The sequence below is a fragment of the Burkholderia sp. Ac-20392 genome (assembly GCF_017104585.1).
Taxonomy (GTDB): Bacteria; Pseudomonadota; Gammaproteobacteria; order Burkholderiales; family Burkholderiaceae; genus Burkholderia; species Burkholderia lata.
Genome location: NZ_JAAGPB010000016.1, coordinates 29,224 through 52,693 on the forward strand (window position 1 = coordinate 29,224; position 23,470 = coordinate 52,693).

The 23,470-nt window shown below is 60.9% G+C and carries 15 protein-coding genes, 4 tRNA genes and 2 rRNA genes; 1 reads left to right on the forward strand and 20 read right to left on the reverse strand.

Annotation, left to right across the window (positions count from 1 at the left end):
* Nucleotides 1-120: 120 nt before the first annotated feature.
* From tuf (G3N99_RS04325) to G3N99_RS04410, 18 genes are all read right to left on the reverse strand, one after another.
* Nucleotides 121-1,311 carry an elongation factor Tu gene (gene tuf / locus G3N99_RS04325; protein ID WP_011350666.1) on the reverse strand — a complete coding sequence of 397 codons (1,191 nt, stop codon included), beginning with the start codon at nucleotides 1,309-1,311 and terminating at the stop codon, nucleotides 121-123.
* Nucleotides 1,312-1,350: 39 nt separating this feature from the next.
* Entirely contained in the window at nucleotides 1,351-3,453 is a 2,103-nt protein-coding gene (gene fusA, locus G3N99_RS04330) for an elongation factor G (RefSeq protein WP_011350673.1), read from the reverse strand.
* 123 nt (nucleotides 3,454-3,576) lie between these two features.
* Nucleotides 3,577-4,047, reverse strand: a complete 471-nt coding sequence (rpsG, locus tag G3N99_RS04335; RefSeq protein WP_006477195.1) for a 30S ribosomal protein S7 — start codon at nucleotides 4,045-4,047, stop codon at nucleotides 3,577-3,579.
* Between the two features lie 172 nt (nucleotides 4,048-4,219).
* The gene (gene rpsL / locus G3N99_RS04340) at nucleotides 4,220-4,600 is read right to left on the reverse strand and encodes a 30S ribosomal protein S12 (RefSeq protein WP_006400662.1); all 381 of its coding nucleotides are present in this window, start codon (nucleotides 4,598-4,600) and stop codon (nucleotides 4,220-4,222) included.
* A 227-nt stretch (nucleotides 4,601-4,827) separates the two neighbouring features.
* On the reverse strand, nucleotides 4,828-6,675 hold the full coding sequence (gene recQ, locus G3N99_RS04345) for a DNA helicase RecQ (protein WP_174944918.1): 1,848 nt from the start codon (nucleotides 6,673-6,675) through the stop codon (nucleotides 4,828-4,830).
* Between the two features lie 316 nt (nucleotides 6,676-6,991).
* Complete coding sequence (rpoC, locus tag G3N99_RS04350; protein WP_174939869.1) at nucleotides 6,992-11,236, reverse strand: DNA-directed RNA polymerase subunit beta'; 4,245 nt, start codon at nucleotides 11,234-11,236, stop codon at nucleotides 6,992-6,994.
* A 21-nt stretch (nucleotides 11,237-11,257) separates the two neighbouring features.
* Nucleotides 11,258-15,364, reverse strand: coding sequence for a DNA-directed RNA polymerase subunit beta (gene rpoB, locus G3N99_RS04355; RefSeq protein ID WP_011350670.1), 4,107 nt, complete (start codon nucleotides 15,362-15,364; stop codon nucleotides 11,258-11,260).
* Nucleotides 15,365-15,741: 377 nt separating this feature from the next.
* Nucleotides 15,742-16,116 carry a 50S ribosomal protein L7/L12 gene (rplL, locus tag G3N99_RS04360; RefSeq protein ID WP_011350669.1) on the reverse strand — a complete coding sequence of 125 codons (375 nt, stop codon included), beginning with the start codon at nucleotides 16,114-16,116 and terminating at the stop codon, nucleotides 15,742-15,744.
* Between the two features lie 63 nt (nucleotides 16,117-16,179).
* Entirely contained in the window at nucleotides 16,180-16,677 is a 498-nt protein-coding gene (gene rplJ, locus G3N99_RS04365) for a 50S ribosomal protein L10 (protein WP_174939871.1), read from the reverse strand.
* Between the two features lie 295 nt (nucleotides 16,678-16,972).
* Nucleotides 16,973-17,671, reverse strand: coding sequence for a 50S ribosomal protein L1 (gene rplA, locus G3N99_RS04370; protein ID WP_174939873.1), 699 nt, complete (start codon nucleotides 17,669-17,671; stop codon nucleotides 16,973-16,975).
* The gene (rplK, locus tag G3N99_RS04375) at nucleotides 17,672-18,103 is read right to left on the reverse strand and encodes a 50S ribosomal protein L11 (protein WP_006477201.1); all 432 of its coding nucleotides are present in this window, start codon (nucleotides 18,101-18,103) and stop codon (nucleotides 17,672-17,674) included.
* 142 nt (nucleotides 18,104-18,245) lie between these two features.
* The gene (nusG, locus tag G3N99_RS04380; protein ID WP_006400672.1) at nucleotides 18,246-18,803 is read right to left on the reverse strand and encodes a transcription termination/antitermination protein NusG; all 558 of its coding nucleotides are present in this window, start codon (nucleotides 18,801-18,803) and stop codon (nucleotides 18,246-18,248) included.
* 1 nt (nucleotide 18,804) lies between these two features.
* Nucleotides 18,805-19,185: a preprotein translocase subunit SecE gene (gene secE, locus G3N99_RS04385; RefSeq protein WP_006482892.1), complete on the reverse strand. Its 381-nt coding sequence runs from the start codon at nucleotides 19,183-19,185 to the stop codon at nucleotides 18,805-18,807.
* 43 nt (nucleotides 19,186-19,228) lie between these two features.
* Nucleotides 19,229-19,304 (reverse strand) — tRNA-Trp (locus G3N99_RS04390).
* 59 nt (nucleotides 19,305-19,363) lie between these two features.
* Complete coding sequence (gene tuf / locus G3N99_RS04395) at nucleotides 19,364-20,554, reverse strand: elongation factor Tu (RefSeq protein ID WP_011350666.1); 1,191 nt, start codon at nucleotides 20,552-20,554, stop codon at nucleotides 19,364-19,366.
* 66 nt (nucleotides 20,555-20,620) lie between these two features.
* A tRNA-Thr gene (locus tag G3N99_RS04400) sits at nucleotides 20,621-20,695 on the reverse strand.
* Between the two features lie 24 nt (nucleotides 20,696-20,719).
* Nucleotides 20,720-20,793: transfer RNA gene (locus tag G3N99_RS04405), tRNA-Gly, on the reverse strand.
* 44 nt (nucleotides 20,794-20,837) lie between these two features.
* A tRNA-Tyr gene (locus tag G3N99_RS04410) sits at nucleotides 20,838-20,923 on the reverse strand.
* A 515-nt stretch (nucleotides 20,924-21,438) separates the two neighbouring features.
* Here G3N99_RS04410 and G3N99_RS04415 point away from each other — a divergent pair.
* Nucleotides 21,439-22,386 carry a hypothetical protein gene (locus G3N99_RS04415; RefSeq protein ID WP_206121740.1) on the forward strand — a complete coding sequence of 316 codons (948 nt, stop codon included), beginning with the start codon at nucleotides 21,439-21,441 and terminating at the stop codon, nucleotides 22,384-22,386.
* A gap of 736 nt (nucleotides 22,387-23,122) precedes the next feature.
* Here G3N99_RS04415 and rrf read toward each other — a convergent pair.
* Together rrf and G3N99_RS04425 are read right to left on the reverse strand one after the other, a co-directional pair.
* Nucleotides 23,123-23,235 (reverse strand): 5S ribosomal RNA (rrf, locus tag G3N99_RS04420).
* Between the two features lie 131 nt (nucleotides 23,236-23,366).
* Nucleotides 23,367-23,470 (reverse strand): 23S ribosomal RNA (locus G3N99_RS04425); the annotation flags it as partial.

Sequence of the window (23,470 nt, forward strand, 5' to 3'; positions counted from 1 at the left end):
CTTCAGGCGTGACGGAAAAACAAAACCGGGTGCCAGCGCAAGCTGGACACCCGGTTTCGACGGTACGAACTGCATACCGCGGGAATCGCGGACCCCGTCGGGATCCGCGGATCGTCGATATTACTCGATGATCTTGGCGACGACGCCGGCGCCGACCGTACGGCCGCCTTCGCGGATTGCGAAGCGCAGACCTTCTTCCATCGCGATCGGAGCGATCAGCTTCACCGTGATCGACACGTTGTCGCCCGGCATCACCATTTCCTTGTCCTTCGGCAGCTCGATCGAGCCCGTCACGTCCGTCGTACGGAAGTAGAACTGCGGACGGTAGTTGTTGAAGAACGGCGTGTGACGGCCGCCTTCGTCCTTGCTCAGCACGTACACTTCAGCCGTGAAGTGCGTGTGCGGCGTGATCGAACCCGGCTTCGCCAGAACCTGGCCACGCTCCACGTCTTCACGCTTCGTGCCGCGCAGCAGGATACCAACGTTGTCGCCTGCTTGACCTTGGTCCAGCAGCTTGCGGAACATTTCAACGCCCGTGCAGGTCGTCTTCACCGTCGGCTTGATACCGACGATTTCGATTTCTTCGCCGACCTTCACGATGCCGCGCTCAACGCGACCCGTCACAACCGTACCACGGCCCGAGATCGAGAACACGTCTTCAACCGGCATCAGGAACGCGCCGTCAACTGCACGCTCCGGCGTCGGGATGTACGTGTCCAGCGCGTCGGCCAGGCTCATGATCGCCACTTCGCCCAGCTCGCCCGTGTCGCCTTCCAGCGCCAGCTTTGCCGAACCCTTCACGATCGGCGTGTCGTCGCCCGGGAAGTCGTACTTCGACAGGAGTTCGCGAACTTCCATCTCGACCAGCTCGAGCAGTTCAGCGTCGTCCACCATGTCGCACTTGTTCAGGAACACGATGATGTACGGAACGCCAACCTGACGTGCCAGCAGGATGTGCTCACGCGTCTGCGGCATCGGGCCGTCAGCTGCCGAGCAAACCAGGATCGCGCCGTCCATCTGCGCTGCGCCCGTGATCATGTTCTTCACATAGTCAGCGTGGCCCGGGCAGTCGACGTGTGCGTAGTGGCGGTTAGCCGTTTCGTACTCGACGTGTGCCGTGTTGATCGTGATGCCGCGCGCCTTTTCTTCCGGTGCCGCGTCGATCTGGTCGTATGCCTTCGCTTCGCCGCCGAACTTCTTCGTCAGAACCGTCGTGATCGCTGCCGTCAGCGTCGTCTTGCCGTGGTCAACGTGACCAATCGTACCAACGTTCACGTGCGGCTTGGTCCGCTCGAATTTACCTTTTGCCATGATTCTCTTCTTTCAAAAATAATCGATTGTGATAACGAATTACTTCGTCTTCGCGCTGATGATCGCTTCTGCAACGTTCTTCGGAGCTTCAGCGTAGTGCTTGAACTCCATCGTGTACGTTGCGCGACCCTGCGTCAGCGAACGCAGCGACGTGGAATAGCCGAACATCTCCGACAACGGCACTTCGGCGCGCACGATCTTGCCGCCGCCGACCATGTCATCCATACCCTGGATGATGCCGCGACGACCCGACAGGTCGCCCATCACGTTGCCCATGAAGTCTTCCGGCGTTTCCACTTCCACGGCCATCATCGGCTCGAGCAGAACCGGATCCGCACGACGCATCGCTTCCTTGAACGCCATCGAACCGGCCATGCGGAACGCATTTTCGTTCGAGTCGACGTCGTGGTACGAACCGAACGTCAGCGTGACCTTCACGTCGACAACCGGGAAGCCTGCCAGCACGCCGCTCTTCAGCGTTTCCTGGATACCCTTGTCAACCGACGGGATGTATTCGCGCGGAATCACGCCGCCCTTGATCGCGTCGACGAACTCGTAGCCCTTGCCCAGTTCGCTGCGCTCGAGCGTGATGACCGCATGGCCGTACTGACCACGACCACCCGACTGCTTGACGAACTTGCCTTCGACGTCCGCGGCCGACTTGCGAATGGTTTCGCGGTACGCCACCTGCGGCTTGCCGACGGTCGCTTCCACGCCGAATTCGCGCTTCATCCGGTCGACCAGAATTTCGAGGTGGAGCTCGCCCATACCCGAAATGATGGTTTGACCCGATTCTTCGTCGGTCTGCACGCGGAACGACGGATCTTCCTGAGCGAGACGGTTCAGCGCCAGGCCCATCTTCTCCTGGTCAGCCTTCGTCTTCGGCTCGACGGCCTGCGAAATCACCGGCTCCGGGAAAATCATGCGTTCGAGCACGATCGGATGTGCCGGATCGCACAGCGTGTCGCCCGTGGTCGCTTCCTTCAGGCCGACCGCAGCAGCGATGTCGCCTGCACGAACTTCCTTGATTTCTTCGCGCTGGTTCGCGTGCATCTGCAGAATACGGCCGAGACGCTCTTTCTTGTCCTTGGTCGCATTGAGCAGCGTGTCGCCCGAATTGACGACGCCCGAGTAGACGCGGAAGAAGATCAGCTGGCCGACGAACGGGTCGGTCATGATCTTGAACGCGAGTGCCGAGAACTTCTCGTCGTCGGACGCACGGCGTTCCGTCTTCTCGCCATTTTCGAGTTCACCCGTAACCGGCGGGATGTCGACCGGCGACGGCAGGAAATCGATCACGGCGTCGAGCATACGCTGCACGCCCTTGTTCTTGAACGCGGTACCGCACAGCATCGGCTGGATTTCGCACGCGATCGTACGGTCGCGCAGACCCTTGACGATCTCGGCTTCCGACAGCTCGCCTGCTTCGAGGTACTTGTTCATCAGGTCTTCGTTCGACTCGGCAGCCGCTTCGACCATCTTTTCACGCCATTCATTGCACGTGTCGACGAGTTCAGCCGGGATGTCGACGTAGTCGAACTTGGTACCTTGCGATGCCTCGTCCCAAATGATCGCCTTCATCTTGATCAGGTCGACGACACCCTTGAAGCCTTCTTCCGCACCGATCGGCACCACGACCGGAACCGGGTTCGCCTTCAGGCGCAGACGGAGCTGGTCGTAGACCTTGAAGAAGTTCGCGCCGGTACGGTCCATCTTGTTGACGAACGCGAGACGCGGCACCTTGTACTTGTTCGCCTGGCGCCACACCGTTTCCGACTGCGGCTGCACGCCGCCCACTGCGCAGTACACCATGCACGCGCCGTCGAGCACGCGCATCGAGCGCTCGACTTCAATCGTGAAGTCGACGTGGCCCGGGGTGTCGATGATGTTGATGCGGTGTTCCGGATAGTTGCCGCCCATGCCCTTCCAGAAGGCGGTGGTAGCAGCGGACGTGATCGTGATGCCACGCTCCTGTTCCTGCTCCATCCAGTCCATCGTGGCCGCGCCGTCGTGGACTTCACCGATCTTGTGGTTCACACCGGTGTAAAACAGAATGCGCTCGGTCGTCGTCGTTTTGCCGGCGTCGATGTGAGCGCTAATACCGATATTGCGGTAGCGCTCGATAGGAGTCTTGCGAGCCACTTTGATCCTCTACTGGGATGACACGATGCAGCGCTGCTGCATCATGCTTCAACACAAACGGGCGAGGCGCCTGAAAAGCGCACCCGCCCGGAATTTATTTCCGCTAAAAGCCCAGCCAGGCGCTTAGAAACGGAAATGCGAGAACGCGCGGTTGGCTTCTGCCATGCGGTGAACTTCGTCGCGCTTCTTCATCGCGCCGCCACGGCCTTCGGCCGCTTCGGAGAGTTCACCTGCCAGGCGCAGGGCCATCGACTTCTCGCTACGCTTCTTCGCAGCCTCACGCAGCCAGCGCATCGCCAATGCCATACGACGCGACGGGCGCACTTCGACCGGAACTTGATAGTTGGCACCACCAACGCGACGGCTCTTAACTTCGACCACCGGCTTGACGTTGTTGAGCGCAACCGTGAACACTTCCAGCGGGTCCTTGCCACCCTTGGTCTGGATTTGTTCGAATGCGCCATAAACGATGCGCTCTGCGACCGACTTCTTGCCGGACAGCATCAGCATGTTCATGAACTTGGCTACATCAACGTTACCGAACTTCGGATCCGGCAACACTTCCCGCTTGGGGACTTCGCGACGACGCGGCATGATTCTTCCTTTACTTGTTCAGTTGGAGCTGGTTCCAGCTCCGCGGCCACCAACAAACCCGATCACATCTTCACGACTAACCAGCTTGGCCGGGTGACCACTTACTCGACAGCACCGGCAATCCGGCACTCCCGCCTTGACCGCCCTACGGCGATCCCTGATCAAAAACTGCTTACTTGGCAGCCTTTGCACGCTTCGCGCCGTACTTCGAGCGCGCTTGCTTACGGTCCTTGACGCCCTGGGTATCCAGCGAGCCGCGAACCATGTGGTAACGCACACCCGGCAAGTCCTTCACACGGCCGCCGCGGATCAGCACAACCGAGTGTTCCTGCAGGTTGTGGCCTTCACCGCCGATGTACGAGATCACTTCGAAGCCGTTCGTCAGACGAACCTTGGCGACCTTACGGAGTGCCGAGTTCGGCTTCTTCGGCGTCGTCGTGTACACACGGGTGCACACGCCGCGACGCTGGGGGCAGTCCTGCAGGGCCGGGCTCTTGCTCTTCGTCGTTTCCGACTGACGGCCTTTGCGAACCAGTTGGTTGATGGTTGGCATTGTTTATTCCTGAAATTGAACAAAATCTGCGCATCGATTTCGGGCAAAGCGAGAATCGACGCACAGTTGACTTCCGAACCGGCGAAACGGGTGCGAACCTTGGAACGCGACTCGGCCCACCGAATACCGGAACCCAGCATGATATTCCGGAAATACCAACTAAGTCAACGGCTTGCGTGATTCGCTTGCCGAACGTGTGGTTTACCGGAAGGGTCGGAACGCCAGTGTCAGGCCGACTCGACGACGTCGATGATCTCGTCACCGAAGCGCTCCAGCTTGCGCACGCCCATGCCGGGGATATGGCGCAGGTCGTCGATCGACTCCGGCGCGTTGCGCGCGATCTCGGCAAGCGTCGCATCGTGGAAGATCACGTAGGCCGGCACGCCGTCCGTTTTCGCCGTTTCCGCACGCCACGCGCGCAGCGCATCCCACCGTGCGCGCTCACGCGCGCCCATGCCGGCCGTCGGATCGACGCGCGTACCGCTGCGGCTCGACGACTGGCGTGTGCGCTGCGGCTTCACGTAGCGACGCAGCGTGACCTTCTCTTCGTTCTTCAGCACGGGCTTCGCAGCCTCGGTCAGCACGAGCGCGCCGAAGCCGCCGTGATCGACGGCCAGGTAGCCGTACGCGACGAGCTGACGGAAAATCGCGCGCCATTCGGGCTCCGACAGCGACGCGCCGATCCCGAACGTCGTGAGCTGGTCGTGGCCGCGCTGCAACACCTTCTCGGTGCGCCCGCCGCGCAGGATCTCGATCAGGTGGCTCGAGCCGAAATTGAAGCCGCTTGCGCGCTGCGCGCGAAACACGCAGGACAGCGCCATCTGCGCTTCACGCGTGGCGTCCCACGAAGCCGGCGGCTCGATACACGTGTCGCAGTTGCCGCACGGCTTGCTCTCCTCGCCGAAGTAGTTCAGCAGCCGCACGCGGCGGCACGAGATCGTCTCGCACAGCCCGAGCAGCGCGTCGAGCTTCGACGTCTGGACGCGCTTGTGCGCGTCGTCCGCATCGGACTCGTCGATCATCTTGCGCTGCTGGACGACGTCGCCGAGACCGTACGCCATCCACGCATTCGCGGGCATCCCGTCGCGGCCGGCGCGGCCCGTTTCCTGATAGTAGCCTTCGACGCTCTTCGGCAGATCCAGGTGCGCAACGAAGCGCACGTCCGGCTTGTCGATGCCCATGCCGAACGCGATCGTCGCGCACATCACGATGCCTTCCTCGCGCTGGAACATTTCCTGGTGCTTCTGCCGCACCTCGAACTCCATCCCCGCGTGATACGGCAGCGCACGCACACCCTGCGCCTTCAGCCATTCGGCCGTTTCCTCGACCTTGCGGCGCGACAGGCAATAGACGACGCCCGCATCCGTCGTGCCGTCGGCATTCGTGTGTTCGGCACGGATGAAATCGAGCAGCTGCGAACGCGCGTTGTCCTTTTCGACGATCCGGTAGCGGATGTTCGGGCGGTCGAAGCTCGACACGAACACGCGTGCGTCGTCGAGCGCGAGGCGATGGATGATCTCGTCGCGCGTGATCGCATCGGCCGTGGCGGTCAGCGCGATGCGCGGCACCGACGGGAATCGCTCGTGCAGCACCGACAGCTGGATGTATTCCGGGCGGAAATCGTGCCCCCATTGCGACACGCAGTGCGCTTCGTCGATCGCGAACAGGCCGATCTTCGCGCGCTCGATCAGGTCGAGGAAGCGCCCCGTCATCAGGCGTTCCGGCGCAACGTACAGCAGGTCGATTTCGCCTTCGCGCAGCGCGCGCTCGGTCGCCGCGGCCTCGGCGCCCGACAGCGTCGAATTCAGGTAAGCCGCACGCACGCCCACTTCCCTCAGTGCGGCGACCTGGTCCTGCATCAGCGCGATCAACGGCGACACGACGATGCCGGCGCCCTGCCCGGCCTCGCGGCGCAGCAGCGCCGGAATCTGATAGCACAGCGACTTGCCGCCGCCGGTCGGCATCAGCACGAGGCAATCGCCGCCGCCGGCGACGTGCTCGACGATCTCGCCCTGCTGGCCGCGAAATGCGGGATAACCAAATACTTCGTCGAGGATTTCGAGGGCGCGGGACATGAATGAGGACAGGGACGGCTAAACGATGACCGCAATTTTAACAACCCGCTCGCGCGACGCGTGGCGAATCGTGCGGTTTTGGCCAATCGGCCAGTAATCGTTCGCGCGCATGACGGGCCTGCCGCAGCTACGCTGCAGTCAGCACAATGGCTGCGGCGGCGCCAGCAGTCAGGCGACACATCGCTCGCAAGCGACCTTCGCCGGCGCTGCGCAGGCCCGTCATGCGCGTAAACAACGGACGAAAAAAAACCGCCCGGCAGAACCGGGCGGTTTCGGTGACAGCGAGGTAAGGCAAGGCGGCTCGCGCCGCCCGCACTTACTCGGCTGCCGGGTGTTGCTGCGGCTCTTCTGCCGGCGCGCTCGGCGTGCCGAAGTCGAAGGACTCTTCCGCTGCGATCTGGTCGAAACGCTCGCGATCCGACGATTCCTTCGCCTTGCGTGCCTTGTGGAACGCGAGACCCGTACCGGCCGGAATCAGACGGCCGACGATCACGTTTTCCTTCAGGCCACGCAGATCGTCGCGCTTGCCCATGATCGCCGCTTCGGTCAGCACGCGGGTCGTTTCCTGGAACGATGCCGCGGAGATGAACGAGTCGGTCGACAGCGATGCCTTCGTGATACCGAGCAGCACGTTGTCGTACGAAGCCGGACGCTTGTCCTCGGCGATCATGCGATCGTTCTCGTCCAGCATGTCGGAACGCTCGACCTGTTCGCCCGGGATGAAGCGCGTATCACCGTTGTCGGTGATCTGCACACGACGCAGCATCTGGCGAACGATCACCTCGATGTGCTTGTCGTTGATCTTCACGCCCTGCAGACGATACACGTCCTGCACTTCGTCAACGATGTAGCGCGACAGCGCCTCGATACCCTGCAGACGCAGGATGTCGTGCGGATCGGCCGGACCGTCCACGATCATTTCGCCCTTGTTGACGACCTGAGCATCGTGAACCAGAACCTGCTTTTCCTTCGCGATCAGGAACTCGTGCTGGTTGCCCTCGAGGTCCGTGATGACGAGACGCTGCTTGCCCTTCGTGTCCTTACCGAACGACGTCGTACCGGTGACTTCCGCGAGAATGCCGGCATCCTTCGGCGAACGCGCTTCGAACAGTTCCGCCACCCGCGGCAGACCGCCGGTAATGTCACGCGTCTTCTGCGCTTCCGTCGGGATACGTGCGAGCACTTCACCGACCTGCACCTGCTGGCCATCCTTCACGGTGATCAGTGCGCCGACCTGGAAGCCGATCTGCACTGCGTGCTCCGTGCCCGGAATCTTCACTTCGTCGCCGTTCGCGTCGAGCAGCTTGACCTGCGGACGCACGCTCTTCGAAGCTTGCGAGCCACGACGCTTCACGTCGATCACGACCAGCGTCGACAGGCCGGTCACGTCGTCGATCTGCTTCGCGACGGTCACGCCTTCCTCGACGTTCTCGAACTTCACCGTACCACCGTACTCGGTGATGATCGGACGGGTCAGCGGATCCCACGTGGCGAGCTGCGTGCCTGCCTTGATCGTCACGCCGTCGAGCTGCAGCAGCGTCGCGCCGTACGGCACTTTGTGACGCTCGCGCTCGCGACCGAAGTCGTCGGTGATCATCGCTTCGCCCGAACGGGAAATGACGATCTGCTCGCCCTTCGCGTTCGTAACGTAGCGCATCGTCGCCGTGAAGCGGACGATACCGTTGCTCTTCGCTTCGACCGACGAAGCCACTGCCGCACGCGATGCCGCACCACCGATGTGGAACGTACGCATCGTCAGCTGCGTGCCCGGTTCACCGATCGACTGTGCCGCGATCACGCCGACTGCTTCGCCGACGTTCACGAGCGAGCCGCGGCCGAGGTCACGGCCGTAGCAGGCTGCGCACAGGCCGTAACGCGTTTCGCAGGTCAGCGGCGTGCGCACGCGCACTTCGTCGATGCCGAGACGTTCGATTTCCTCGACCGCCGTTTCGTCGAGCAGCGTGCCCGATTCGTACACCGTTTCCTGCGTTTCCGGGTTCACGACGTCCGCAACCGCAACGCGGCCGAGGATACGGTCACGCAGCGCTTCGACGACTTCACCGCCTTCGACGAGTGCCTTCATCGCGACGCCGTTCGACGTGCCGCAATCGTCTTCCACCACCACCAGATCCTGCGTGACGTCGACGAGACGACGCGTCAGGTAACCCGAGTTCGCGGTCTTCAGTGCCGTATCAGCCAGACCCTTACGTGCACCGTGGGTCGAGATGAAGTACTGCAACACGTTCAGACCTTCGCGGAAGTTCGCGGTAATCGGCGTCTCGATAATCGAGCCGTCCGGCTTCGCCATCAGGCCACGCATACCGGCCAGCTGACGAATCTGAACCGCCGAACCCCGGGCGCCCGAGTCGGCCATCATGTAGATCGAGTTGAACGACTCCTGGCGCGTCTCGTTGCCGTCGCGGTCCGTCACCGGCTCCGTCGACAGCTGCTCCATCATCGCCTTGCCGACCGCTTCCGACGTTGCCGACCAGATGTCGACCACGTTGTTGTAGCGTTCCTGCGCGGTGACGAGACCCGACATGTACTGGCGGTCGTACTCCTTCACCTTCTTCGCGGCGTCGCCGACGATCGTTTCCTTCTGCGGCGGCACGAGCATGTCGTCCACGCAGATCGAGATGCCGGCACGCGTCGCGAGACGGAAACCCGACTGCATCAGCTGGTCGGCGAACACCACCGTCGCACGCAGACCGCACTTGCGGAACGCCGTGTTGATCAGGCGCGAGATTTCCTTCTTCTTCAGCGGCTTGTTCAGCACCGAGAACGGCAGGCCGTGCGGCAGGATCTCCGACAGGATCGCGCGACCGACGGTCGTCGCGTACAGCGAGATCTTCGGCACGAACGGCGGCGCGCCTTCCGACGTGTCTTCGTTGTGGACCATTTCGGTGATCCGCACGTTGACGCGCGATGCGAGCTCGACTTCCTTGTTCTCGTACGCGCGGATCACTTCCGACACGCCCGTGAACGACAGGCCTTCGCCCTTGCCGTTGACCGCTTCGCGGGTCGCGTAGTACAGACCCAGCACGATATCCTGCGACGGCACGATCGACGGATCGCCGTTGGCCGGGAACAGCACGTTGTTCGACGCCAGCATCAGCGTACGCGCTTCCATCTGCGCTTCGAGCGACAGCGGCACGTGAACGGCCATCTGGTCACCGTCGAAGTCGGCGTTGAACGCCGCGCAGACGAGCGGGTGCAGCTGAATTGCCTTGCCTTCGATCAGCACCGGCTCAAATGCCTGGATACCGAGACGGTGCAGCGTCGGCGCACGGTTCAGCATCACCGGGTGCTCGCGGATCACCTCTTCGAGGATGTCCCACACCACCGGCGTCTGGTTCTCGACTTCCTTCTTCGCAGCCTTGATGGTCGTCGCAACGCCCATCACTTCCAGCTTGTTGAAGATGAACGGCTTGAACAGTTCGAGCGCCATCAGCTTCGGCAGACCGCACTGGTGCAGCTTCAGCGTCGGGCCGACCACGATGACCGAACGGCCCGAGTAGTCGACGCGCTTGCCCAGCAGGTTCTGACGGAAACGACCGCCCTTACCCTTGATCATGTCGGCGAGCGACTTCAGCGGACGCTTGTTCGCGCCCGTCATCGCCTTGCCGCGACGACCGTTGTCGAGCAGCGAGTCGACGGCTTCCTGCAGCATCCGCTTTTCGTTGCGGACGATGATTTCAGGCGCCTTCAGCTCGAGCAGACGCTTCAACCGGTTGTTACGGTTGATCACGCGGCGATACAGGTCGTTCAGGTCCGACGTCGCGAAACGGCCGCCGTCCAGCGGCACGAGCGGACGCAGTTCCGGCGGCAGCACCGGCAGCACTTCGAGGATCATCCACTCGGGCTTGATGCCCGAGCGCTGGAATGCCTCGAGGACCTTCAGGCGCTTCGCGTACTTCTTGATCTTCGCTTCCGAGCCGGTGTTCTTCAGCTCGGTGCGCAGCGTCTCGACCTGCTCGTCGATGTTGATCGCGCGCAGCAGTTCACGCACGCCTTCCGCGCCCATTTCGGCACGGAATTCGTCGCCGTATTCCTCGACCTTGTTGTAGTAATCCTCTTCGGTCATGATCTGCCGCGCCTTCAGCGGCGTCATGCCCGGTTCAATGACCACATATGCTTCGAAGTACAGCACGCGTTCGATGTCGCGCAGCGTCATGTCGAGCACCATGCCCAGACGCGACGGCAGCGACTTCAGGAACCAGATGTGAGCGACCGGCGAGGCCAGCTCGATGTGGCCCATCCGTTCACGACGCACCTTCGCCAGCGTCACTTCGACGCCGCACTTCTCGCAGATCACGCCGCGGTGCTTCAGACGCTTGTACTTGCCGCACAGGCACTCGTAGTCCTTGATCGGCCCGAAGATCTTCGCGCAGAAGAGACCATCGCGTTCCGGCTTGAACGTACGGTAGTTGATGGTCTCCGGCTTCTTCACTTCGCCGAACGACCACGAACGGATCTTGTCCGGCGAGGCCAGACCGATCTTGATCGCGTCGAAAACTTCTTCCTGTTGGACTTGCTTGAATAGATCGAGCAGAGCTTTCATTGCTTTCTCTCCGTAGTCCGATTAATTGCGGTCGAGATCGATATCGATACCGAGCGAGCGGATTTCCTTCACGAGCACGTTGAAGGATTCCGGCATGCCTGCATCGATCACGTGATCGCCCTTGACCAGGTTTTCATAAACCTTGGTACGGCCGTTCACGTCGTCCGACTTCACCGTCAGCATTTCCTGCAGCACGTAGGACGCGCCGTACGCTTCGAGTGCCCACACTTCCATTTCACCGAAACGCTGGCCACCGAACTGCGCCTTACCACCCAGCGGCTGCTGCGTGACGAGCGAGTACGGGCCGGTCGAACGCGCGTGCATCTTGTCGTCGACCAAGTGGTGCAGCTTCAGGTAGTGCATGTAGCCAAGCGTCACGCGACGTTCGAACATTTCACCCGTGCGGCCGTCGTACAGACGGACCTGGTTCTTCGACGGGTTCATGCCGAGCTGTTCAGCGATGTCGTCCGGGAACGCGAGGTCGAGCATCTTGCCCATTTCTTCCTCGGTCGCACCGTCGAACACCGGCGTTGCGAACGGCACGCCTTCGCGCAGGTTCTTCGCGAGTTCGAGGATCTCTTCGTCGGTGAAGCTTTCCAGGTCTTCCTGGCGGCCCGAGTCGTTGTAGATCTTCGTCAGGAACACGCGCATTTCCTCGATCTTCGCCTGACGCTGCAGCATTTCGCCGATACGCCAGCCGAGACCCTTCGCGGCCCAGCCGAGGTGCACTTCCAGAACCTGACCCACGTTCATCCGCGACGGAACGCCCAGCGGGTTCAGCACGACGTCTGCCGGACGGCCATCGGCCATGTACGGCATGTCTTCGATCGGGACGATCTTCGACACGACACCCTTGTTACCGTGACGGCCTGCCATCTTGTCGCCAGGCTGCAGGCGACGCTTGACCGCGAGGTACACCTTGACCATCTTCAGCACGCCCGGCGGCAGTTCGTCGCCTTGCGTGAGCTTCTTGCGCTTCTCTTCGAACGCGAGGTCGAACTGGTGACGCTTTTCTTCGATCGAGTTCTTGATCGCTTCGAGCTGCGCCGCTGCTTCGTCGTCCGCAAGGCGGATGTCGAACCAGTGGTAGTGGTCGAGGTCTTCCAGGTAAGCCTGGTCGATCTTCGTGCCCTTCGCGAGCTTCTTCGGACCGCCGTTCGCGACCTTGCCCACGAGCATGCGTGCGAGACGCTGGAACGCGTCGCCTTCCACGATGCGCAGCTGGTCGTTCAGGTCGAGACGGTAACGCTTCAGTTCATCGTCGATGATCTGTTGCGCACGCTTGTCGCGCTGGATGCCTTCACGCGTGAACACCTGGACGTCGATCACGGTGCCGCTCATGCCCGACGGCACGCGCAGCGACGTGTCCTTCACGTCCGAAGCCTTCTCGCCGAAGATCGCGCGCAGCAGCTTCTCTTCCGGCGTCAGCTGGGTCTCGCCCTTCGGCGTGACCTTGCCGACCAGCACGTCGCCTGCTTCGACTTCAGCACCGATGTACACGATGCCCGATTCGTCGAGACGGCCGAGCTGGACTTCTGCCAGGTTCGAGATGTCGCGCGTGATTTCTTCCGGCCCGAGCTTCGTGTCGCGTGCAACGACGTTCAACTCTTCGATGTGGATCGACGTGTAGCGATCGTCCGCAACGACCTTCTCCGAGATCAGGATCGAATCCTCGAAGTTGTAGCCGTTCCACGGCATGAACGCGATCAGCATGTTCTGGCCGAGCGCGAGCTCGCCCAGGTCCGTCGAGGCGCCGTCGGCCAGCACGTCGCCGCGCGAGACCTTGTCGCCCATCTTCACGATCGGACGCTGGTTGATGTTCGTGTTCTGGTTCGAACGCGTGTACTTGATCAGGTTGTAGATGTCGACACCGACTTCACCTGCGACTGCTTCGTCGTCGTTCACGCGAATCACGATACGGCCTGCGTCGACATAGTCGACGACGCCGCCGCGGAACGCCTGAACCGTCGTACCCGAGTCGACCGCGCAGGTGCGCTCGATGCCCGTACCGACGACCGGCTTTTCCGGACGCAGACACGGCACGGCCTGACGCTGCATGTTCGAACCCATCAGTGCACGGTTCGCGTCATCGTGCTCGAGGAACGGAATCAGCGAAGCTGCGACCGACACGATCTGCGACGGTGCGACGTCCATGTACTGGATACGGTCCGGCGTGACCATCATCGTTTCGCCGGCTTCACGCGACGACACGAGTTCGTCGATCAGCTGGCCGTTCTCGTCGATCGCGGCGTTCGCCTGAGCGATCATGTAGCGGCCTTCTTCGATCGCCGACAGGTAATCGATCTGGTCGGTCACCTTGCTGTCCACGACCTTGCGGTACGGCGTCTCGAGGAAGCCATACTCGTTCAGGTGCGCATACAGTGCGAGCGAGTTGATCAGGCCGATGTTCGGACCTTCCGGCGTTTCGATCGGGCACACGCGGCCATAGTGGGTCGGGTGCACGTCGCGAACTTCAAAGCCTGCGCGCTCGCGCGTCAGACCGCCCGGGCCCAGTGCTGAAACACGGCGCTTGTGCGTGATTTCCGACAGCGGGTTGGTCTGGTCCATGAACTGCGACAGCTGCGACGAACCGAAGAACTCGCGAATCGCCGACGAAATCGGCTTCGAGTTGATCAGGTCGTGCGGCATCAAGTTTTCGCTTTCGGCCTGGCCGAGGCGTTCCTTGACCGCGCGCTCGACACGCACGAGACCTGCGCGGAACTGGTTTTCCGCCAGTTCGCCGACGCAACGCACACGACGGTTGCCGAGGTGGTCGATGTCGTCCACTTCGCCCTTGCCGTTACGCAGCTCGACCAGGATCTTGATCGTCGCGAGGATGTCGTCGTCCTGCAGCGTCATCGGGCCGGTGATCTCGTCACGGCTGACGCGGCGGTTGAACTTCATACGGCCGACCTTCGACAGGTCGTACGCTTCTTCGCTGTAGAACAGACGGTTGAACAGAGCCTCGACCGCTTCTTCGGTCGGCGGCTCGCCCGGACGCATCATGCGGTAGATCGCGATGCGCGCGGCAGTCCTGTCGGTCGTTTCGTCGACACGCAGCGTCGACGAAATGTACGGGCCCTGGTCCAGGTCGTTCGTGTAGAGCGTCTGGATGTCCTTGATGCCCGCTTCGCGCAGCTTCTCGAGCACGCTTTCCGTGACTTCGTCGTTCGCGCTCGCGATCACTTCGCCGGTGTCGCCGTCGACGACGTTCTTCGCCAGCACGCGGCCGAGCAGATAGTCTTCTGGCACCGAGATGAACTTGGTCTTCGCGGCTTCGAGGTCGCGAATGTGCTTCGCGTTGATCCGCTTGTCCTTCTGGACGATGACCTTGCCATCACGATCCGTGATGTCGAAACGCGCGACTTCACCACGCAGGCGCTCGGGCACGAACTCGAGTTGTGCGCCTTCGTCCATCAGCGTGAAGTTGTCGAACACGAAGAAGTTCGCGAGGATCTGTTCCGGCGTCAGGCCGATGGCCTTCAGCAGGATCGTGACCGGCATCTTGCGGCGACGGTCGACGCGGAAGTACAGGATGTCCTTCGGATCGAATTCGAAGTCGAGCCACGAGCCGCGGTACGGAATGATCCGTGCCGAGAACAGCAGCTTGCCCGAGCTGTGCGTCTTGCCCTTGTCGTGCTCGAAGAACACGCCCGGCGAACGATGCAGCTGCGAGACGATGACACGCTCGGTGCCGTTGATGACGAACGAGCCCGTCGGCGTCATGAGCGGCATTTCGCCCATGTACACTTCCTGCTCTTTCACTTCCTTGACGACCGGCTTGTTCGGCGATTCCTTGTCGAGGATGACAAGGCGGACCTTCGCGCGCAGTGCGGAGCAGTACGTCAGGCCGCGCTGCTGGCATTCCTTGATGTTGAATGCCGGCGCGGACAGCGCGTAGCTCACGAACTCGAGGCGCGCGAAGCCGTTGTGCGAAACAATGGGAAATACCGATGTGAACGCGGCCTGCAAACCTTCAGGCTTGCGTTGCGCCGCGAGCACATCGGCTTGCAGAAACGTGCTGAATGATTCAAGCTGGGTAGCCAGCAAGAAAGGAACTTGGTGAACGATGGGGCGCTTCGCGAAACTCTTGCGAATGCGCTTCTTCTCGGTGAAGGAATATTGCATACGATCTCCGAATCACGGCGGGTGCTATCGAGGCGGAATACCTGGACGTTTCAAACCCGAGTGTTCACCGACTGAGACCCGATGGCCGTCCGACGGCTTGAACGAGCCGAGAAGCTTGGTGGTTGGCCGCTACCAACCGCTGGCTGACGGCAGCGGATGCCTGTGTTGCCCGCTACCCGACCAAACTTGCCTTCTGCAGTCGCTTCAGAAGACAAAGAGAACCGCCATTCGTGATCAATCGCAACGATCAGACGGTTTTCTTTGGCTTCTGGGGCCGATTATTCGGGCTCCCGAATGAGTGCCAGAATAACGACCCCACAAAGCACAAAAAGGCCGGCGGTGAAAATACCGCCAGCCTTCGCACAGCGCGTCGAAACTTACTTGATTTCGGCCTTCGCGCCTGCGTCTTCCAGCTTCTTCTTGGCTTCGTCAGCAGCAGCCTTCGGCACTGCTTCCTTGACCGGCTTCGGTGCGCCGTCAACCAGGTCCTTCGCTTCCTTCAGGCCCAGGCCCGTCAGTTCGCGAACTGCCTTGATGACTGCAACCTTGTTGCCGCCTGCTTCGAGCAGCATGACCGTGAATTCGGTCTGCTCTTCAGCAGCAGCAGCAGCGCCGCCGCCTGCCGGGCCAGCGACTGCAACTGCAGCTGCCGACACGCCAAACTTCTCTTCGAATGCCTTGACCAGTTCGTTCAGTTCCAGAACGGTCATCCCTTCGACTGCTGCCAGGATGTCTTCTTTTGCGATTGCCATTTGAAATACTCCTAAATTGAATTCGGATACAGCCAGCGATCAATGACGCTGATGCACGTTCGATTACGCAGCTTCCGCTTGCTTCTTCTCGGCCAGCGCGGCAAGAGCGCGCGCGAAGCTCGAAACAGGCGATTGCATAACGAACAGCAGCTTCGAGAGCAGTTCTTCGCGGCTCGGGATGCTTGCCAGCGCTTGCACGCCAGCCTTGTCCATCACCTTGCCATCGAACGAACCAGCCTTGATGACCAACTTGTCATTGCTCTTGCTGAAGTCGTTGACGACCTTAGCAGCAGCAATTGCATCTTCCGAGATGCCGTAGATCAACGGGCCAGTCATCTGCTCTGCCAGCGGAGCAAACGGCGTACCTTCGACAGCGCGACGCGCCAGCGTGTTCTTCAACACGCGCAGGTAAACCTTTTGCTCACGCGCTTGCGCGCGCAGCTTGGTCAGATCGCCAACCGCAATTCCACGATACTCAGCCAGCACAACGGTCTGGGCCTTCGCGACTTGCGCGGAAACCTCAGCGACGACGGCTTGCTTGTCTTCTCTATTAAGCGGCACGGTTAGCCTCCAGAAACGATACGTTCGGCACGAAACCTCACGTACCTCGTTCAACAACGGCGTCCGACCTCGTTAGGAGTATTTCCACCTCACGCCGGGAATCGCTTCACGGCCTGCGGCTTCACCACTGCAAAACTTTTTCGGGTTCGCCATCTGCGTTGGCTTGAATTAAGGGTTCGCCTGACTGCTGCGCCCCACCAACGGTCTTTGATAACCGGTTGCCCGCCTTGCTGCACGAACAACCGCCCAAAGCCCATGTAGGCCGCTTCGCGAACGAAGCAGCCCGAATACTTGCTTACTGCGCTGCCAGCGTAGCCTGGTCAACACGCACGCCGACGCCCATCGTGCTCGACAGTGCGATCTTGCGCAGGTAGATGCCCTTGCTCGTTGCCGGCTTTGCCTTCTGCAGCGCTTCGATCAGCGCCGACAGGTTCGAACGCAGTGCGGTCGGTTCGAACGATGCACGGCCGATGGTCGCGTGGATGATACCGGCCTTGTCGACACGGAATTGCACCTGACCAGCCTTCGCGTTCTTGACGGCGGTTGCGACGTCCGGCGTGACCGTACCGACCTTCGGGTTCGGCATCAGGCCGCGCGGGCCGAGGATCTGGCCGAGCGTACCGACGATACGCATCGTGTCCGGCGAAGCGATCACGATGTCGAAGTCCATCTGGCCAGCCTTGATCTGCTCTGCCAGGTCTTCCATACCGACGATTTCCGCGCCTGCTGCACGCGCTTGCTCGGCCTTCTCGCCTTGCGCGAACACTGCAACGCGAACCGACTTGCCCGTACCTGCCGGCAGAACGACCGAACCACGAACGACCTGGTCCGACTTCTTCGCATCGATGCCGAGCTGGACTGCGACGTCGATCGACTCGTCGAACTTCGCGCTCGCGCATTCCTTCACGAGGCTCAGTGCGTCTTCGATCGCGTACAGCTTCTGACGATCAACCTTGGCAGCAAATGCCTGACGGCGCTTGGAGATCTTAGCCATTTACACGCCCTCCACAGTGATGCCCATCGAGCGTGCGCTACCAGCGATGGTGCGAACGGCTGCGTCCAGATCAGCTGCCGTAAGGTCCGGCATCTTGGTCTTAGCGATTTCTTCAGCTTGAGCGCGCGTGATCGAACCGACCTTGTCGGTGTGCGGCTTGCTCGAGCCCTTGTCCACCTTCGCCGCCTTCTTGATCAGGACGGTCGCCGGCGGCGTCTTCATCACGAACGTGAAGCTCTTGTCAGCGAATGCCGTGATGACCACCGGCACCGGCAGACCCGGCTCCATGCCTTGAGTCTGCGCGTTGAACGCCTTGCAGAACTCCATGATGTTCAGGCCGCGCTGGCCCAGTGCCGGACCGACCGGCGGCGACGGGTTGGCTTTACCTGCAGGGATCTGCAGCTTGATAAAGCCGATAATCTTCTTTGCCATTTGTGAACCTCATTGGAACGCCTGAGAAGGCGTTCGGTGAGTAATAACGCGCTTTCGCCACGGGCTACTGACGCTCCTCAACGGCCATGACGCGGGCCGTAAGCGCGAAGGTGGGCAGCCGAGGCTGCCCACCGAATCGGGATCAAACTTTTTCGACCTGGCCGAACTCGAGTTCGACCGGGGTGGATCGGCCAAAGATGGTGACCGACACACGCACGCGCGATTTTTCGTAGTTGACTTCTTCGACGGTGCCATTGAAGTCCGTGAACGGGCCTTCCTTGACACGCACCATCTCGCCGACTTCGAACAGGGTCTTCGGGCGCGGCTTCTCAACGCCTTCCTGCATCTGCGACATGATCTTCTCGACTTCCTTCGGGGAAATCGGGGTCGGGCGGTTGCGTGCACCGCCGACGAAACCGGTGACCTTCGCGGTGTTCTTCACGAGGTGCCACGTTTCGTCCGTCATTTCCATCTCAACCAGCACGTAGCCGGGGAAGAAACGACGCTCGGTTACTGCCTTGTGACCGCCTTTGACTTCGACCACTTCTTCGGTCGGGACCAGGATCTGACCGAATTTGTCCTGCATGCCAGCACGTTCAATGCGCTCCTGAAGCGCACGTTGCACGCTCTTCTCCATACCGGAGTAGGCGTGCACGACGTACCAACGCTTTCCGCTCGGGGATGCCGGAGTATCGCTCATATCATTTCCAACCCAGAATCGCCGAGAAAATCACCCATTCGATCGATTTGTCACTCAACCAGAGGAAAATCGCCATCACGAGCACGAAACCGAACACGACGAGTGTGGTTTGCGTTGCTTCCTTGCGGGTGGGCCAAACGACCTTGCGGACTTCCTTGTACGAATCCTTGGCAAAGGCGATGAGGCTCTTGCCAGGTGCGGACATCAGCCCGACAGCCACGCCGGCGATGATACCTACCGCCAACGCGGCACCGCGGACATACCACTGCTGATTGGCCAGCCAGAAGAAGCCCACGAATCCGGCCAAGACCAACAATACGCCCAGGGCCAGCATCAGCTTATCGCCGGAGGTATTTACAGTTTCGACGGATGGATTCGCCATAACACCTTAAAACAAATGCCACGTAGAACACGTGGCTATTTTTTGGCAGGGGCAGAGGGAATCGAACCCCCAACCTTCGGTTTTGGAGACCGACGCTCTGCCAGTTGAGCTATACCCCTAAACCATGCTGGGGCCGGCTGTTGCCAGCCCCAAAACTGTCGATCAACGAATAACTGGCTTACTCGATGATCTTGGCGACGACACCGGCGCCGACCGTACGGCCGCCTTCGCGGATTGCGAAGCGCAGACCTTCTTCCATCGCGATCGGAGCGATCAGCTTCACCGTGATCGACACGTTGTCGCCCGGCATCACCATTTCCTTGTCCTTCGGCAGCTCGATCGAGCCCGTCACGTCCGTCGTACGGAAGTAGAACTGCGGACGGTAGTTGTTGAAGAACGGCGTGTGACGGCCGCCTTCGTCCTTGCTCAGCACGTACACTTCAGCCGTGAAGTGCGTGTGCGGCGTGATCGAACCCGGCTTCGCCAGAACCTGGCCACGCTCCACGTCTTCACGCTTCGTGCCGCGCAGCAGGATACCAACGTTGTCGCCTGCTTGACCTTGGTCCAGCAGCTTGCGGAACATTTCAACGCCCGTGCAGGTCGTCTTCACCGTCGGCTTGATACCGACGATTTCGATTTCTTCGCCGACCTTCACGATGCCGCGCTCAACGCGACCCGTCACAACCGTACCACGGCCCGAGATCGAGAACACGTCTTCAACCGGCATCAGGAACGCGCCGTCAACTGCACGCTCCGGCGTCGGGATGTACGTGTCCAGCGCGTCGGCCAGGCTCATGATCGCCACTTCGCCCAGCTCGCCCGTGTCGCCTTCCAGCGCCAGCTTTGCCGAACCCTTCACGATCGGCGTGTCGTCGCCCGGGAAGTCGTACTTCGACAGGAGTTCGCGAACTTCCATCTCGACCAGCTCGAGCAGTTCAGCGTCGTCCACCATGTCGCACTTGTTCAGGAACACGATGATGTACGGAACGCCAACCTGACGTGCCAGCAGGATGTGCTCACGCGTCTGCGGCATCGGGCCGTCAGCTGCCGAGCAAACCAGGATCGCGCCGTCCATCTGCGCTGCGCCCGTGATCATGTTCTTCACATAGTCAGCGTGGCCCGGGCAGTCGACGTGTGCGTAGTGGCGGTTAGCCGTTTCGTACTCGACGTGTGCCGTGTTGATCGTGATGCCGCGCGCCTTTTCTTCCGGTGCCGCGTCGATCTGGTCGTATGCCTTCGCTTCGCCGCCGAACTTCTTCGTCAGAACCGTCGTGATCGCTGCCGTCAGCGTCGTCTTGCCGTGGTCAACGTGACCAATCGTACCAACGTTCACGTGCGGCTTGGTCCGCTCGAATTTACCCTTGGCCATTTTCGACTCCCAAAAGGAATTTCACAGGTTGCGCCGCGCGCAAACAAGACACTGACTTTGTACTGCTGGTGCCCATGGGCAGGATCGAACTGCCGACCTCTCCCTTACCAAGGGAGTGCTCTACCACTGAGCCACATGGGCGCTTTACGCTTCAACTTCGCGGTCTGGAGCGGGTGAAGGGAATCGAACCCTCGTCGTAAGCTTGGAAGGCTTCTGCTCTACCATTGAGCTACACCCGCACGGGCCACAAACGATTCCTTACCGCTCACTGCGCTGATAATCTTGGTGGAGGAGGTTGGATTCGAACCAACGTAGGCGTAAGCCAACAGATTTACAGTCTGCCCCCTTTAGCCACTCGGGCACCCCTCCGTAGAGAACTGACGATTATGGGGGTGCATCGCACATCTGTCAAGCACATCCGGAAGATTATTTTCACTCTCTTCCCGACACCTGCTTGACCACCAACCTCCCGCCCTTGCCCGGCTAAGGCAAGCATGGGTACCACCGATCAGTGCCACATCTTCGTCAGACTCCGCCCTCAACGTCGATCTGCATCTACGCTGAAAACGAAAGACCGCCATCATACGACCTCTTTCGCACTCTGCCAAGCGGGTAAACGAAAAATTTCCGCAAATTTCGTGCCGGGCGGATTCGTTGATCAATCCCCGATATTTTGAAGGATGCCGCTTCGGATCTCACGGGTTGTCAAATTCGACCTGCAGGCGATGTACGTGACAAGGCTTTCGGGTGTTTTCCGGCAACTGCCTCGGGCCCGCCGGCCGGCTGCAGACGGGAAGTCATGGGCGCGGCACCGACCTTTGCCGGCTTCAGCGACAGGCGCGATACCATCGCGGGTCAACTGCCCGCCTCCGGTTCGGATCCCCATGCGCCTGCTTGCCGTTGTGATGACCTTCATGGCTTTGACCGCGCATGCCGCGGGTCCGTCGGACGACCGGTGTCGCTCGAGCACGATCACCAGGATCCGCCAGCTGGCGCTCGCTGACAGCCACGCTCCAGGACGCCCGGCGGCAGCCTCAATGCTCGCCGCATATGACCGACTGGAACCCGCGCTCGATGCCGGGTGTCTCGATTCGCAACACGGCGGTTCCGCCGGGACGCCCCCGTTGAGCCAAGATGCGATCGCCTATGCGTGGCTGCTCAACGATGCGTCCATGTACCTCGTCGGCGCCGGCGACAATGCGCCAGAACGTGAGTCCGGCGGCCCGGCGTGCATCGACCCATTGCAGCCATTACTCGGCGACGATATGCGTCCCCGCCCGGGCCTGCCCCGCAGGCTTGTCGAAGCGATCTCGGCGAACATCCGGCAATGTGCCGCCCACTGCATCTCGCCATCGTGCAAGCCGATGAACGTCAGTATCTGGTCGGCCTATCGCAGCGAATCCTCGGCATACACGCGACATCCCGCGTGCCCGTTCGATACTCGCCTCGTGCAACTGAACGTCAATACCTGCGTTGGATTCGACGCCGGCGCGTTTTCCGCTTCGCATCCATCCGACGACGCGGGAAAGTTGGCGTGCGACATCCAGTCTTCAGCACCTACTGCTCGCTGCCCTGCGTTGGTCGTGCTAACGCGAGATCAAGGCCGGAACACGACGCTCCGGTTTTCGCCGGGCGATGGCTCCGCACTCCGGGATCCGAGTACCGCATGCACGGTGCGATCGACCGGCGTCGACGCTGGCGGCACACACTTCGCGTTAATGGGCGAAGGGCGAGACTGCTTTGGCGGCACGGCCTATTCGCTCATCGAAGAAATCTATGTGTTGCGCGACGGGCAGCCCGTGCTCGTCAAAAGGAACAGCGCGGATTTCTGATGCCATCCGGTCGATGAGCTCGCGGACATGCAGTTCGCGCTGCACACCGATTCTTTCGATCCGACTGGTTACGCATGCCCGTTTTTTGTGTGGGTCAACTTGAGCGAAGATGCGACGAATTAAGAGACCAAAAGCTCAGGATGACTACACGATGTCATCCTGGGCGCAATCCGTCTTCACCCGCTCGATGGGTAACAGTCGTTCAGTGCTCGTGGCAAGAACACGCCAAAACGTCCGATTGAGGCGACCCGTTGCCCGGGTCATGCCGACGGTTCACGCGGTGACGGAGGCCGCGAAACATGCTCGATAGGCACGGAATTGCGATGATGGCCTTAGCCCGCGGATAAGCTCAATACGCCCATGAACGACGCCAGATAGACGGCAATCAAAGGATTGGTAATGCTGCACCGGACCACGACCCGCGACGCTCGAATCTACGTCGAGAGATAGTCAGGTATGCGATGGAGTCGCTACTCGACCTGGTCGTCGTCGTGAACAGCGGGAGGATGGATGTTTGAATGTGGATTTCGGCCAGCGCCAGCCACCCGTGCAGAGCCAGCTCGATCGGTTTGATCAGGGGGCGCAGAGCGGCGGGTCGTTCGAGGGCGGCAGGTCCCTAAATCGGCGCATTCGGCGCCCCAGCTCCAGCCAGGCCGCCCATCCCGATCCCCTGCGCATTTCCGTCGCACCAATGCAAAAACCCCCGCCTTTCGGGCGGGGGTTCTCGGCTTAGGGAGCCTGACGATTACCTACTTTCACACGGGAATCCGCACTATCATCGGCGTAGAGTCGTTTCACGGTCCTGTTCGGGATGGGAAGGGGTGGGACCGACTCGCTATGGTCATCAGGCAAAAGGGGTTGTTGTGCTGGCTTCGCAGCACAACCAATCTTGGAAGAAGCAGTAATTTTGAGTTGTGTGTATCACACACGAGAATCAACCAGTCCGACGCGCTGTAATCAGCGCGAGACAGACTTGTTATAGGATCAAGCCTTACGGGCAATTAGTATCAGTTAGCTGAACGCATTACTGCGCTTACACACCTGACCTATCAACGTCCTGGTCTCGAACGACCCTTCAAGGGGA

Coding starts and splice junctions, on each gene's coding strand:
- rplL (WP_011350669.1), bottom strand. CDS start 16,116: ATGGCAATCGCAAAAGAAGACATCCTGGCAGCAGTCGAAGGGATGACC.
- rpsG (WP_006477195.1), bottom strand. CDS start 4,047: ATGCCGCGTCGTCGCGAAGTCCCCAAGCGGGAAGTGTTGCCGGATCCG.
- tuf (WP_011350666.1), bottom strand. CDS start 20,554: ATGGCCAAGGGTAAATTCGAGCGGACCAAGCCGCACGTGAACGTTGGT.
- G3N99_RS04415 (WP_206121740.1), top strand. CDS start 21,439: ATGCGCCTGCTTGCCGTTGTGATGACCTTCATGGCTTTGACCGCGCAT.
- rpoC (WP_174939869.1), bottom strand. CDS start 11,236: ATGAAAGCTCTGCTCGATCTATTCAAGCAAGTCCAACAGGAAGAAGTT.
- secE (WP_006482892.1), bottom strand. CDS start 19,185: ATGGCGAATCCATCCGTCGAAACTGTAAATACCTCCGGCGATAAGCTG.
- recQ (WP_174944918.1), bottom strand. CDS start 6,675: ATGTCCCGCGCCCTCGAAATCCTCGACGAAGTATTTGGTTATCCCGCA.
- rpoB (WP_011350670.1), bottom strand. CDS start 15,364: ATGCAATATTCCTTCACCGAGAAGAAGCGCATTCGCAAGAGTTTCGCG.
- rplK (WP_006477201.1), bottom strand. CDS start 18,103: ATGGCAAAGAAGATTATCGGCTTTATCAAGCTGCAGATCCCTGCAGGT.
- nusG (WP_006400672.1), bottom strand. CDS start 18,803: ATGAGCGATACTCCGGCATCCCCGAGCGGAAAGCGTTGGTACGTCGTG.
- tuf (WP_011350666.1), bottom strand. CDS start 1,311: ATGGCAAAAGGTAAATTCGAGCGGACCAAGCCGCACGTGAACGTTGGT.
- rpsL (WP_006400662.1), bottom strand. CDS start 4,600: ATGCCAACCATCAACCAACTGGTTCGCAAAGGCCGTCAGTCGGAAACG.
- rplA (WP_174939873.1), bottom strand. CDS start 17,671: ATGGCTAAGATCTCCAAGCGCCGTCAGGCATTTGCTGCCAAGGTTGAT.